Origin of the sequence: Marinobacter shengliensis (assembly GCF_030297115.1) — a bacterium.
GTDB classification, from domain to species: Bacteria; Pseudomonadota; Gammaproteobacteria; order Pseudomonadales; family Oleiphilaceae; genus Marinobacter; species Marinobacter shengliensis.
The window spans coordinates 1869755-1882885 of the sequence record NZ_AP028062.1; the positions used below are offsets into that span (position 1 = coordinate 1869755).

Annotated in this window: 13 protein-coding genes; 7 read left to right on the plus strand and 6 right to left on the minus strand. The window is 58.0% G+C overall.

What is annotated here, in order from left to right; all coding sequences use genetic code 11:
• Window positions 1-208: 208 nt before the first annotated feature.
• A complete protein-coding gene (locus QUE75_RS08580; RefSeq protein WP_286255162.1) occupies window positions 209-871 on the plus strand; it encodes an alpha/beta family hydrolase in 663 nt (220 codons plus the stop codon).
• On the opposite strand, the gene QUE75_RS08585 is transcribed toward QUE75_RS08580, so the two are convergent.
• On the minus strand, window positions 838-2715 hold the full coding sequence (locus QUE75_RS08585) for a sensor domain-containing diguanylate cyclase (RefSeq protein ID WP_286255164.1): 1878 nt from the start codon (window positions 2713-2715) through the stop codon (window positions 838-840). The two genes, QUE75_RS08580 and QUE75_RS08585, sit on opposite strands and share 34 nt — an antisense overlap.
• A gap of 129 nt (window positions 2716-2844) precedes the next feature.
• Here QUE75_RS08585 and rlmM point away from each other — a divergent pair, with 129 nt between their 5' ends.
• Window positions 2845-3921, plus strand: a complete 1077-nt coding sequence (gene rlmM, locus QUE75_RS08590) for a 23S rRNA (cytidine(2498)-2'-O)-methyltransferase RlmM (protein WP_286255165.1) — start codon at window positions 2845-2847, stop codon at window positions 3919-3921.
• Between the two features lie 11 nt (window positions 3922-3932).
• Here the strand turns inward: rlmM and QUE75_RS08595 are convergent, their stop codons facing one another.
• Entirely contained in the window at window positions 3933-4226 is a 294-nt protein-coding gene (locus QUE75_RS08595) for an antibiotic biosynthesis monooxygenase family protein (protein ID WP_072677525.1), read from the minus strand.
• A 145-nt stretch (window positions 4227-4371) separates the two neighbouring features.
• Here QUE75_RS08595 and QUE75_RS08600 point away from each other — a divergent pair, with 145 nt between their 5' ends.
• Complete coding sequence (locus QUE75_RS08600) at window positions 4372-4551, plus strand: sulfurtransferase TusA family protein (RefSeq protein WP_396631708.1); 180 nt, start codon at window positions 4372-4374, stop codon at window positions 4549-4551.
• 9 nt (window positions 4552-4560) lie between these two features.
• Here the strand turns inward: QUE75_RS08600 and dsbD are convergent, their stop codons facing one another.
• A complete protein-coding gene (dsbD, locus tag QUE75_RS08605; protein WP_286255170.1) occupies window positions 4561-6456 on the minus strand; it encodes a protein-disulfide reductase DsbD in 1896 nt (631 codons plus the stop codon).
• Here dsbD and QUE75_RS08610 point away from each other — a divergent pair.
• From QUE75_RS08610 to pdxB, 3 genes are read left to right on the plus strand one after another with little or no spacing between them, the layout of a single operon-like run.
• Window positions 6418-7179, plus strand: coding sequence for an elongation factor P hydroxylase (locus QUE75_RS08610; RefSeq protein ID WP_396631701.1), 762 nt, complete (start codon window positions 6418-6420; stop codon window positions 7177-7179). The genes dsbD and QUE75_RS08610 overlap by 39 nt on opposite strands.
• Window positions 7176-8459 carry an ATP-dependent RNA helicase RhlB gene (rhlB, locus tag QUE75_RS08615; protein WP_286255172.1) on the plus strand — a complete coding sequence of 428 codons (1284 nt, stop codon included), beginning with the start codon at window positions 7176-7178 and terminating at the stop codon, window positions 8457-8459. The genes QUE75_RS08610 and rhlB overlap by 4 nt, the downstream gene beginning before the upstream one ends.
• Window positions 8460-8502: 43 nt before the next feature.
• Window positions 8503-9657, plus strand: coding sequence for a 4-phosphoerythronate dehydrogenase PdxB (pdxB, locus tag QUE75_RS08620; protein WP_286255174.1), 1155 nt, complete (start codon window positions 8503-8505; stop codon window positions 9655-9657).
• Between the two features lie 62 nt (window positions 9658-9719).
• Here the strand turns inward: pdxB and htpX are convergent, their stop codons facing one another.
• The 3 genes from htpX to QUE75_RS08635 form a co-directional block, all read right to left on the minus strand.
• The gene (gene htpX, locus QUE75_RS08625; protein WP_072677521.1) at window positions 9720-10601 is read right to left on the minus strand and encodes a protease HtpX; all 882 of its coding nucleotides are present in this window, start codon (window positions 10599-10601) and stop codon (window positions 9720-9722) included.
• A 93-nt stretch (window positions 10602-10694) separates the two neighbouring features.
• Window positions 10695-11168: a hypothetical protein gene (locus QUE75_RS08630; protein WP_286255177.1), complete on the minus strand. Its 474-nt coding sequence runs from the start codon at window positions 11166-11168 to the stop codon at window positions 10695-10697.
• A gap of 11 nt (window positions 11169-11179) precedes the next feature.
• The gene (locus QUE75_RS08635; RefSeq protein WP_061330984.1) at window positions 11180-12394 is read right to left on the minus strand and encodes a pyridoxal phosphate-dependent aminotransferase; all 1215 of its coding nucleotides are present in this window, start codon (window positions 12392-12394) and stop codon (window positions 11180-11182) included.
• Window positions 12395-12644: 250 nt separating this feature from the next.
• Between QUE75_RS08635 and QUE75_RS08640 the strand changes: the two genes are divergently transcribed.
• Window positions 12645-13130 carry a glutathione peroxidase gene (locus QUE75_RS08640; RefSeq protein ID WP_286255182.1) on the plus strand — a complete coding sequence of 162 codons (486 nt, stop codon included), beginning with the start codon at window positions 12645-12647 and terminating at the stop codon, window positions 13128-13130.
• Window position 13131: the final 1 nt, after the last annotated feature.

Below are 13131 nucleotides of genomic sequence, written 5' to 3' on the forward strand. Positions count from 1 at the left end.
GGTTTAGGATGGGGAAATATGCGGGCGCAAGTATGGAGAAACCATTAGGCCTTTGCAATGATTCAGGTCAACTCCTGACATTCGTCAAATCCGCTGGAATCAGCAGTTTGGCCAACAGTTTGCAAGGCTTGAACCGCGTTACAAAAGCACCTTGAAGGTTTCTGCTCGGTTGCTAATGATACCCCCTGACAGCGAGGAGTTGAATGTTGTGAACCGGATTAAGACCAAAGGCTACGGTAAAGGGGTCAAAAGTGTCATGTTGCTGGCCCATGGGGCCGGCGCGCCCATGGACTCTCCTTTCATGGAGCAACTGTCTGACGCTTTGGAGCGGCAGGGGATTGCAACGGTCAGGTTTGAGTTTCCGTATATGACTCGGCGGCGGGACGACGGCCGCAAGCGGCCACCGGACCGAATGCCTGTGTTGCTGGATTCATTCCGGGCCGAAGTGGCGCGGGTGCGAGATGAGGTGGGTGAAGATTGCCTGATGCTGGTTGGAGGCAAGTCGATGGGTGGTCGGGTGGCCTCAATGCTGGCCAGTGAACATGCTCCGGGTATTGCCGGGGTTATCTGCTATGGCTACCCTTTCCATTCCCCGGGCAAGCCAGATCGGTGGCGCATTGATCATTTTTCGACCGTTGGCTGCCCGATGATGATTGTACAGGGAACCCGGGACCCTTTCGGCAAGCCGGAGGAGGTAGCGGCCCAGGGCGAGATGCCGGGGCTTTCCCGGCTGTGCTGGCTGGATGGCGGAAACCATGACTTTCAGACACCGGCAAGGCATCCGGACAGCCAGGCAACCCTTATCGAGCAGGCGGCTGGCGAAACCGGCCGATTTGTTCAGGAGTTGCTGGCGGGTTCGGAGCTGTGTTGAGCATGGGTGATTGCGTCCCGGCCGGCGGCTTTGGAGGCATAGAGGGCTTCATCGGCGCGTCGGAACAGGCTGTCTGGCTGCTCTTCGACGCCCAGTTCCGCGATGCCGGCGCTAACGGTGAGGCTGACGGCTGTAACATCGGGAGCGGTAATGCGAGAGTCCCGCACCGCTTCAAGAATATCCTGGCACAACTTGGAAGCGCCGGTGGCGTCTGTACCGGGTAGCAGCAGGGCAAATTCCTCACCACCAAAACGGACCGCGACATCCCGTGGTCGCTTGATCTGGTTCTTCAGGCAGGTCGCGATGTGCCTGAGGCATTGGTCACCGAAATCGTGGCCCCAGCTGTCGTTAATCCGCTTGAAGTGATCGGCATCCACCAGCGCCAGCGACAATGGCTGGCCGGTTCGACGGGCTTCACGGCAGAGTTCCGGTAACAGGTTATCCATATGCCGGCGGTTGTGTAGTCCGGTCAGGGCATCGTTCAGGCTGAGGGACGCCAGTTTCCGGTTCGCCTGCTCAAGTTCCCGCATGGTATTGCGCAGTTGTGCGGTGCGCTCGTGAACCTTGAACTCCAGCTCTGTGCGTGCCTGGTGCTCAATATCCAGCAACTTCTGATTCAGTAGGCGCCAGCGTTGCACCATGGCATAGTTCAGCAGGATAACCTGACCCCCGACAGCCGCTTGCATCATGACCTCGCGGGCCAGGTAGTCGCCCAGGTAGCCGAAGGCCGCCAGGGCATAGGCCAGGGCGCCGACCACCATGATCATCCAGGCAGCGATGTACCAGAAGGCGGGGAGATAGCCCTGGCGCCAGCGGATAGTCGCAATGACCGACAACGCGGCAATCACCACCAGCGCATGGGCTGTGTTGAGCAGGATGGCTTTGGAGTAGGGTAGCAGGAAGGTCAGGGCCAGGAAGCCCACAGCAGACCAGACCAACCCCCGGAGCACGGATTCTGAAATCGTCCCGGCACTGACATCAAGAAATGACCAGCCAAACAGTGCCATGGCGGCTGAGCAGATGACCAGGGTGAGTGGGATCGACAGGTTCGCCAGCTGTGCACTCTCGGGCCAGAAATACTGATTCGCGAAGCCGCCCATGGCAAACAGAAACATCGCCATGGAGCTGATATAGAAAGAGTTGTAGAAGTAGTACCGGGTGCCGGAGCTGAAGAACAGCAGCAGGTTAAAGGCGGCCAGAATCAGCAGCGCCCCGTAAAACAGGCCGTGGATCAAAGTCAGGTGATTGCTTTCAGCAATGACCTCTTCCGGTGTCATCAGGGCCAGGGGCACATTCAGCGCCCCGCTGCTGTGAACCCGGATGGTAATGGTGCGCCGTTCGGACGGATCCAGCGTGACCGGTAACAGGTAATAACGGTAATCTATGCCCCGGGTGGCAAACGGCAGTGAATCACCTGTGGCCAGTGGTGGTGCGGCCTCGGTGACGACATCCGGGCTGTCCGGCTGATGGCGATGCTGCCAGAAGGTGATTTCGTCCAGCAGCGGGTAGTTAAGTTTCAGATACCAGAGCGCCCGGTTGGCGCCCGGGTTGTGGACGGTCAGTTGTATCCAGTAGACGGCGTCTGTATGGCTGAACACCAGGTCATGGCCGTTGGCTGGTGTCCAGGGCATATCCGCCGGCAGTTCTGATGCGCTCTGAGCGGCGTGAGCTGGCTCGCCGGGGCGGGCGGAATGGAAGCACAAGTGATGATTAATTGCGCTCCGGGCTTCGGGGTTGGTCGCCTGTAGGATCGGGCATGGTTCCGCCGCCATGCTGTAACCGGGCATAATGCCGGCAAAGGCCAGCAGGCCAAGCATCAGCAGGGCGCAGAATCGAGGCGTCATCAACGAAATCCCATGTCGAATGAAGGCGGAAGTGTAGCCAGCGTAAACAAATCCTGCTGTTAAACAGGTTCAAGTTTCTTGTTTGTCAGGGTGTCAGATTCCTGACAATTTTGAATGAAAAGGTGATAGATGCAACAGGTTATGCTGGTGTGCCGCCCGGGATTCGAAGCCGAGGCGGGCCAGGAAGTGACGGATCAGGCAGCCCTTAAAGGCGTGTTTGGTTACTTTCAGCCGGTCAGGAATAGCGGGCTGGTCCGGTTTACCATTGGCAGTGAGGAAAGCCCGGAGGAGCTGATGGGCCGCCTGCCGTTGGACGAACTGGTATTTGTCCGGGACTGGTTCGTTATCCTGGGCGATTGCGCGTTGCCAGTCCAGGATCGGGTTGGGGCCGTGGTCGGTTTTCTGCGAGATCAGGATTGGAACGGTAGTGGCTGTGCACGGGTAGAGGTGCGTTTACCGGAGAACAACGAGGACCGGGACCTGGGCAACTTTTCCCGAAAATGGGTAGCGCCGTTATCCAAGGGCCTGCGGGGCGCGGGATTGCTTCAGGAAACGGCGGATGCAAAAACCAGAGCACGGCTGGAAATACTGCTGGCAGACTTTGGCACGGCTGTGATTGGCTACAGCCTCGCTGGTAACCGGTCGCCGTTCCCAGGGGGCGTGCCGCGGCTCAGATTGCCCGCCTCGGCCCCCAGCCGCTCCGCGCTCAAACTCGAGGAAGCCTGGAAGGTATTCCTGCCGGAGGATCGCTGGCTCGACTACCTGGGTGGTGGCAGGAAAGCCGTCGATCTGGGAGCCGCGCCAGGTGGCTGGACCTGGCAACTGGTGAACCAGGGTATGATGGTGACGGCTGTTGATAATGGTCCGATGAATCCGGATCTGATGGCCAGCGGGCATGTTGAGCACATTGAGGCGGATGGCTATGCCTGGCGCCCGAAGCGGGCGGTCGACTGGATGGTTTGCGACATAGTCGATAAGCCGCGCCGCACCGCCCGGATGGCAGTGGACTGGCTGGCAGACAGGCTTTGCCGTTACACGGTATTCAACCTGAAGTTGCCGATGAAGAAGCGCTACGACGAATGGCTGGTATGCCAGGACATCCTGGTGCGTGGTCTTGAGGAGGCGGGCCTGACTTGCCATGTACGGGCCCGCCACCTTTATCATGATCGAGAGGAAATCACCTGTTTTATCGAGCGCCTGGACTAAGCCGGAGTGGCTCAGGGCGTAGGGCTTTGCTCAAGAACCGTGATGATTTCATCGCGGTCCATCATGGGCACCAGTTCTGCCATCAGCTCGCGCCGCTCCCGGGAATGGTACCAGCGATCCCAGTCAGCTTCAGAGCGCCAGTTGGCAAGGGTGATACGGTGGTTCGGGTCATGGCTGTCGACCAGCGTCTCACCTGAAATAAAACCGGGTGTACTAACGGCCTGCTGCAGTACCAAACGTGAACGCTCCTCGTAGGCGGTTTCCAGAGACTCTGCGATGTGTCGTTCAATCAAAACCCGAATCATGCAATTGGTCCTTTATTTTCGTTGCTGTAAACAATAATTTAGCACCGGATTCTGAAAATCACGAGAACTGGAGGTGGCTGTTGTGACAACCCTGGAGTTTCAAGCCGAGCTGGACGCTCGAGGGCTGTTCTGCCCGGAACCGGTAATGATGCTGCACACCCGGATCAACGATGTTGGCGTGGGGGAAGTGTTGCGCGTTGTTGCGACCGATCCTTCAACAACCCGGGATATACCCCGTTTTTGCCAGTTCCTGGGCCATGAGCTGCTGAGCCAACAGGAACTGGAAGGGGAATTCCATTTCCTGATTCGCCGTTGTGAGAGCTGAGCACACCGCTCAGCTTTCCCGGGCCACCTTGCCAAGATGGTCAAGGAACTGCCTACGGTTCATTTCCCCGAGCACCCGTGCTTCCTGTAGCTCTTCGCCGTTGGTTCGATAGAACAGAATTGCCGGCGGACCAAACAGCCCGAGTTCATCCAGCAGGGCCTGTTGGTCACGGGTGTTGTCGGTCATGTCGATTTGCAACAGGGTGTAGGGTGCTAACGCCTGGATCACGTCCTGGTCGCTGAACACGTTCCGCTCCATGATTTTGCACGACACGCACCAATCCGCGTAGAAGTCGAGCACAACAGGTTGCTGGTTGGCGCGGGCATCGGCCAGCATTGCGCGAATCTGTTGCGGATCTTCGACCCGCTGGAAGTCTGCATGGCTGGCGCCGCCGCCCTGAACCTGGCCGGCAGAGGCGGTAAACGGTGCCAGCGGCCGCAGCGGATCATTGGCGCCGCTGAACGCCCCTGCCAGGAGCGCCAGGCCATAGGCGAACATTACCAGGCCCAGGCCCTTGCGTGTGCGTTCCCAGCCAGCCCTGGCCGCATCAAAAGCGCCCAATTGAACGCCTGTGATGGCGACCAGTAGCCCCCACATGGTCAGGCCTGCCCAGGCTGGCACCATCCGCTCGATAAGCCAGATGGCAACGGCAAGCAGCATGACGCCGTAAAAATGTTTGACGGTTGTCATCCAGTGGCCTGAGGTAGGCAGCAGCTTGCGACCGCCGACGGCCACAAGAATCAGTGGCACACCCATGCCGAGCCCAAGCGCAAGCAGGGCAACGCCACCAATGACGGCGTCCTGGGTGGTTGAAATGTAAAGCAGGCTGCCGGCCAGAGGCGCAGAGACACAGGGCGAGACAATCAGTGCTGACAATGAGCCAATGCCGAATATACTGATCACCCGGGTGCCGGTGAGCTTCTGGCTGGCATCGTTCAGCGGCTCGCGGATAAACCTGGGTAGCTGAATCTCAAACAGGTCAAACATCGCCAGGGCAAACACCACAAACAGTGCCGCGAAGACACCGAGCACCAGGGGCGACTGGAGTTGTGCCTGCAGGTTGAAACTGGCGCCCAGCAGGCCGGTAATCACGCCAGCGGCGGCGTAGGTGAGCGCCATGCCCAGTACGTAGCTACCGGAAAGAAGGAGAGCATGGCCTGTCGTGCGGGTGTTGTGGCCTGAGACCATGGTGGAAATAATCGGCACCATGGGCAATACGCACGGAGTGAAGGTCAGCCCCAGCCCCAGCAGGAAGAATACCCCGGCGATCATCCAGATTGACTGGCTGGACAGGAATCCGGCCAGGCCGGTTGCCGAAGAGGTGTTATTCGTCGTGTTGAATGCTCCGCCGCTGGAGTCGCTGCCTGAAGCGGATGTGGGGCTGCTGCCCTGGCTATCACCTTTACCCGGATAGTACAGAACGTCCCGCGTCTGCGGCGGATAACACAGACCCGCCTTTGCGCAGCCCTGGTAGGTCACCTGCAGTTCCGCTTCCTGTATACCCTCAGGAAGGATGACCGGCACCCGGGCCTCGACCGGATCGAAGAACACCACCATTTCGCCGAAGTATTCGTCTTCGGTCAGGGTGCCGGGCAGTGAGAACTCGGGCTCGCCAATGCTGACGCCTTCAGTGACCGGGGTAATCTGTATACGGCTTTTGTAGAGATAGTGTTCCGGGGCAATATTCCAGGACAGGACAACGCTGTCGCCTTCCGTGCTGTGGTTGAAGGGCAGCGCCTCGTCTACGGGCAGGAAGCCGTTGTTGCCGCCACCAAACAGGGAGCTTCCTGAGTTACCAAAGGCCAGGGCGGAGGCCGGAAGCAGGGCAAACAGCAGTGCCAGTAAGGCCACGAGCTGGGTGACCGGTTGACGCAATCGTTGATGGGGGGCCGGAATAGCTGTCATGAATCCTTCGTTATCCTGGGTGTTTCCAATGTGGGCGGTATCGCGGCTCGTCGCCTTGCCGCCAGTGACATCATCGCCATGGCAAAGTTCCCTCTGGTATTGCCTGCATTAAAGTCGCACAATAGCCAACCGATGAATCACAATCCAGACGATCTTATCATGCTGTTCAACGACCTGTTCCGGGAATCCTTCCGGACCATTCTGGTCAGGGGCAGTGAAGAACCGGAGTACCTGCCTGCCAGCGAGCCAGACGGACTTGCCAGGGTGGTGTTTGCCCACGGTTTTTTTGCCAGTGCCCTCCACGAGATTGCCCATTGGTGTATAGCCGGTGAGCATCGGCGCACATTGCACGATTACGGATACTGGTATTGTCCGGATGGTCGCAGCCTGGAACAACAGCAGGCGTTTGAGCAGGTGGAGGTCAAGCCTCAGGCCGTTGAATGGCTGTTTTCCCTGGCGGCCGGCTCTCGCTTTCATATCAGCGTTGATAACCTTGCCGGCAGCGGTGCGGCCAATGAGCAAGGCTTTCGCCAGAATGTGCGCCTGCAGGCCTCCCAATATCTGGCTCATGGCCTGCCATCAAGGGCCCAGCAATTTTTCGATACACTCAAGTCTTTCTACGGGACTGCCGACAGGGTCCAGCATCACTGGAACCAGGACAAGCGCCGTTTGGCGCCCATGGCAACCGAACACGACCAATCAAGGATAACAGAACCTCTATGACAGCTGACCCAAAACCTACCGGCGATTTACGCTTCAGCGATCTTAACCTGGACAAGCGTCTGCTGGATGCCATCAGTAAAATCGGATTTGAATACTGCACGCCCATTCAGGCCGAAACCCTGCCCTGGACCCTGGCTTGCGAAGACCTGATCGGCCAGGCCCAGACCGGTACCGGTAAAACGGCAGCCTTCCTGATTACGGCGATACAGACTCTGCTGGAAACACCGGTGGATGAAAAAGACCGGTTTGCCTCTGAGCCCAGAGTGCTTGCCCTGGCTCCAACCCGTGAATTGGCGATGCAGATTGCCAAGGACGCAGAGCAACTGTGCCAGTACACCGGCCACAATGTGGTTACCGTCGTGGGCGGTATGAACTACGACAAGCAACGCGAGCAGTTGCAGAACGAGATTGTCGACATTCTGGTGGCAACCCCGGGCCGGTTGATCGACTTTTTGGGCTCCCAGGACGTGTTTCTGGACCAGATCGACATCCTGATCCTGGATGAAGCAGACCGCATGCTGGATATGGGCTTCATCCCTGACGTCAAACGAATTATCCGCAAGTGCACCAGCAAAGAAGATCGCCAAACCCTGCTGTTCAGCGCCACCTTCAACCAGGACGTTCTGAACCTGGCGTCCATGTGGACCCAAAATGCAGAGTTTGTGGAGATCGAGCCGGAGCAGAAAACCGCCGAACGGGTAGAACAGACCGTGTATCTTGTGTCTGACGACGACAAGCTGCCGGTGCTGGTGAACTACCTCAAACGTCCGGAGGTTGAGAAGGCCATTGTGTTTGCCAATCGTCGTGACCAGTGCCGGGATCTTGAGGAGGATCTGAAGAATCAGGGCGTGAAGGTGTCCCTGATGTCTGGTGAGATCGCCCAGAACAAACGGTTGAAAACCCTGGACCAGTTCAAAAAGGGGCAGATCCAGGTGCTGGTGGCTACCGATGTGGCAGGCCGGGGCATTCACGTGAATGGCGTTACCCACGTGTTCAACTACAACCTGCCTGAGAACGCCGAGGATTACGTACACCGGATTGGTCGTACCGGGCGCGCAGGCAAGACCGGTGTTTCCGTCAGCTTTGCCGGGGAAGACGACTCTTTTGCCTTACCGGAGATCGAGAAGTACATCAGCCAGAAGCTGAAAACCGCGGTGCCAGACGAAGACTTGATGGCCACCATGGATAACCCGCCGATCACGCGCAAGCGCGGTGGTCGCCGCCCCCAGAGCGGCCGCGGGCCGGCAGGGCGCGGCGGTTCGCGGCCCCGGCGCAACTGAGTCGCGTTGGTACAGGGCGATTTAGGGTGATGGAGACCAGGTTATGCTGATCGTTGCGGACGAGAACATTCCTTTACTGGACGCGTTCTTCGGTGATATTGGAGAAATACGCCGAGTTACAGGGCGAACACTGAGTCGTGAGCAGGTGCAGGATGCGGATATCCTGCTGGTTCGTTCGGTGACCCGTGTTAACCGGGAGTTGCTTGAAGGCAGCCGGGTTCGTTTTGTGGGTACTGCGACCATTGGCACAGACCATATTGACCTGGAGTGGTTGCAGGCGAAGGGTATCGGCTTTGCCGCCGCCCCCGGATGCAACGCCACCAGTGTGGCCGAATACGTGTTGTCGGTGGTATCGCTGTTTGCTGAGCGACGGGGGCTGGACGATTGGACATCCCTGACGGTTGGTATCGTTGGCGTTGGTAATGTCGGTGGTCAGCTGGCTCAATGCCTGGAGCGCCTTGGTTTTGAGGTGCGCCTGTGTGACCCGCCGAGGCAGGAACGGGAACCCGGTGCTGAGCCGCCCTTTGTCAGTCTGGCTGAGGCGCTGGAGTGTGACGTGGTTACCCTGCATACGCCATTAACCCGCCATCAGCCCCACGCCACCTGGCACATGGTGTCTGACCCGGAGCTGGCTTTGATCGGCGCCGATCAACTGCTGATCAACGGTGGTAGGGGAGAGGTCGTTGATTCCGAGGCCTTGATGCGCAGACTGGAACAGGCTGATGCACCGCTGGTGGCCCTGGATGTCTGGGAGCATGAGCCTGGGATACGTCCCGATCTTGTGGACAAGGTATGGCTCGCGACGCCCCATATTGCCGGGTACAGCCTGGAAGGCAAGATGCAGGGCACGGAAATGGTTTATCGGGCGCTGTGTCAGTTCCTGGGCCTGCCCATACGCAAGAAAACAGGCCAGTTTTTACCTGAACCAGCGGTGAGCAAAGTCTCGTTTACCAGTTCCGCCGAGGAAGATGAGGCCATTCGTACGGCACTGCGGGTCTGTTATGACCCAAGGCGGGATGACGCCAGGTTGAGACTGGCCATGCGGGGAAATCCGGAGCAACGGGCTGTGGCGTTTGACCGCCTGCGCCGGGACTATCCGGTGCGCCGGGAGTGCTCCAGCCTGAAGATTCAGCTCAAAGGGACCAGTAAATCGCTCCAGGACGGTTTCCGTGCGCTGGGCTGCAAACTCAAGATCTGATTAACATTACCTGATTGCACAGGCAAAGGGGGGCGCCGATAGCGCCCCCCTTTTGTTTTCTGTCACACCCTGGCGTTCTGCAGAGCTGCGATGCGATCTTCCAGTGGCGGGTGAGTCATGAACAAGGCTGCCAGGCCGGCCCGGGCGCCGCGATTAATGCCGAAGGCCTGGAGGGTATCGGGCATTTGATCCGGCACTTCACTTTCCTGCTTCAGGCGAGCCAGAGCGCTGATCATCGCTCCGGTACCGGCAAGCTGAGCCCCTGCAATATCGGCCCGGAACTCCCGGCGGCGGGAGAACCAGAACACAATGGTGCTGGCCAGTATGCCAAGGACAATCTCGGCCGCGATGCTGACCACGAAAAAGCCAATGCCATGGCCATTTTCGTTCTTGAACACCACCCGGTCAACGAAGGAGCCGATGACCCGGGACGCGAAAATCACAAAGGTGTTCACCACACCCTGAATCAGCGCAAGCGTGACCATATCACCATTGGCCACATGACCAATTTCATGGCCCAGTACGGCCCGGATTTCATCCTTGTTGAAGCGGTGCAGCAGCCCTTCGCTGACGGCTACCAGCGAGTCATTCTTGTTCCAGCCGGTGGCAAAAGCATTGGACTGGGAGGCGGGGAAAATAGCCACCTCGGGCATGCCAATGCCCGCTTTCTTTGACAGCTCTGCCACGGTGTCCACCAGCCAGCGCTCGGCCGGGGTTCTGGGCGAGTCGATAACCCGGGCCTTGGTACTCCACTTGGCCATGGGTTTGGAGATCAGCAGCGAGACGATGGCACCCGCAAAGCCGAATACGGCAGCAAACGCCAGGAGCGAGCCGTAATTGATGCCCTGTTGGGCCAGGTAGCTGTCAACGCCCAGCAGGCGCAAGGTAAAACTTGCGACCAGGATGACCGCCAGGTTGGTGGCCAGAAACAACAAAATCCGCATAGTCTATTCCCGTGTTAACGATCCCTGAAACTGGTTGCCTGTCTGACCGATATATGTGGTCCGGGTTCACTCCTTCAAGAGTCTTACCTGGATTTAATGCACTCGCCCTGCGCCGGTATCAATGAAGAAGGAGGACTGAACCGCCAGGCTGATTCGGCTGGAACTGCCACTCTTGAGGGCCGATCTCAGCAGGTGGATATAGGTTGAGAGATCCTTTTGTACGGAGGGCGGGAGTTCCGCTTCAGCGCTGGAGGCATTCAACTCACGTATCAACGCCTGGGGCGCCGGGGCGCTGAGGCGCACAAACGCCTCGCGGGTCAGCACCGCCTGGTCCAGGGCTTCCTGCCGAATGGTGTCGACGTAGCGCAACAGGCCTTCCTCTGAAAGCCACAGGAGCGCTCCAAAGCAGGCCATGTGCCGTTTGCTGTGCAGGCCGAATTCATCCGGCTCGTCTGGCCCGGCGATGTCTTCCACGAACAGGTTGATCCTTCTCGGGAACGCAGCATAAAGCTGGATCAGCGCAATAGCGACGTCCTTGTAGAACTCCTCGACATGTATGTCGGCCATATCAGCTCCGGTTACTGGCGGTAATGCTCCAGGAAATTGCCCAGGCGGCCCATGGCGTCTGCCAGGGTATCTTCCCGGGGCAGGAAAACGACGCGCAGATGCTGTTTGTCATCGATGTTGAAGGCGGAGCCCTGAACCAGCAGAATTTTCTCCTGCAGCAGCAAATCGAGCACCAGCTTTTCATCGTTGACCACCGGGAAGTGCTTCGGGTCCAGTCTCGGGAACAGGTACAGGGCACCCTGGGGTTTGACACAGCTGACGCCGGGAATGTCGTTGAGCATGCGCCAGGCGGTTTCCCTCTGTTCATAAAGCCGGCCGCCGGGTGCCACCAGATCGTTGATGGATTGGTAGCCACCCAGAGACGTCTGGATGGCCAGCTGTGCCGGAACGTTGGCACACAGGCGCATATTGGAAAGCATCTCGATGCCTTCGATCAGGTCTCGGGCGCGATGTTTGGCACCACTGATAATCATCCAGCCAGAACGGTAGCCGGCGGCCCGGTAGTTCTTCGACAGCCCGTTGTAGGTGAAGAACAGCACGTCGTCGGCCAGTGAGGCAACGGAGGTGTGCTGGGTGCCGTCATACAGGATCTTGTCGTAGATCTCGTCTGACAGGATGATCAGGTTGTGCTGCCGCGCCAGTTCGATGACCTGCTGCAACAACTCTTCCGAATACACCGCACCGGTGGGGTTGTTGGGGTTGATCAGCACAATGGCCCGGGTACGGCGGGTGATCTTTTTCTTGATGTCATCGATATCCGGGAACCAGCCCTGTTGCTCATCGCACCGGTAGTGCACCGGCTTGCCGCTGGAGAGGGTCACAGCGGCGGTCCAGAGCGGGTAATCCGGTGCCGGAATCAGCACTTCATCGCCGGTGTTCAGCAGTGCCTGCATGGACATGACGATCAGCTCACTGACGCCGTTGCCCAGGAAAATGTCGTCGATGTCGACCTTGGCGATACCCCGTTGCTGGCAGTAATGCATCACGGCTTTTCGGGCAGAGAACAGACCCTTGGACTCCACGTATCCCTGGGCCTGGTGCATGTTGTAGATAACGTCTTGCTGGATCTCTTCCGGTACATCCAGCTCGAACGCCGCCGGGTTACCAATGTTCAGCTTGAGAACCCGATGGCCCTCTTCTTCAAGGCGACGCGCCTCACGCAGAACCACGCCACGAATTTCATAGCACACATTGTCGAGCTTGGCGGATTTGAAATAGTTCTGCATGGGTCGCTGGCGTCCTTAACAAACAGTCTGAAAGAGGTTCCGGTAAACGGAAGCATCCTATTCTAGCGGAGGGGAGCCCCGGGGCAACAGGGGCAAATGTGTTGAATTGTGGCCAAATACGGATAGTTTGCGGCGGTTTTTGAAAGGGAACTCTGGATCACTGGCCCGTTAAGACTTTTTGGACTGTGGCTTTACAAAATTATATTTTGCACAATATAAAATCATGCAAATCATCGACAGGAGTAAACGTATGTCTGGCGAATCCATTTACGATTTCAGTGTTCGTGACATTAAGGGCAATGAAGCCTCCATGGCGGATTACAAGGGCAAGGTCTTGCTGATTGTGAACACTGCGTCAAAGTGTGGCTTCACACCTCAATTTGAGGGCTTGCAAGCGCTGCATGAGGAACTCGGTGACCGAGGATTCGAGGTATTGGGCTTTCCCTGTAACCAGTTCATGAATCAGGATCCGGCAAACGAGGATGCCATCAGTCAGTTCTGCTCCCTGAACTATGGTGTCAGCTTTCCGATGTTTGCCAAGGTTGACGTGAACGGGGATGGGGCTCATCCGCTGTTCCAGTTTTTGAAGAGGGAAGCCAAGGGCCTGATGGGGTCGGAGAAGGTGAAGTGGAACTTTACCAAGTTTCTGGTCAACCGCGACGGACAGGTTATCCGCCGTTACGCACCCACAGCGAAACCCGCTGACATTCGTGCTGATATCGAGAAGCTGCTCTGAC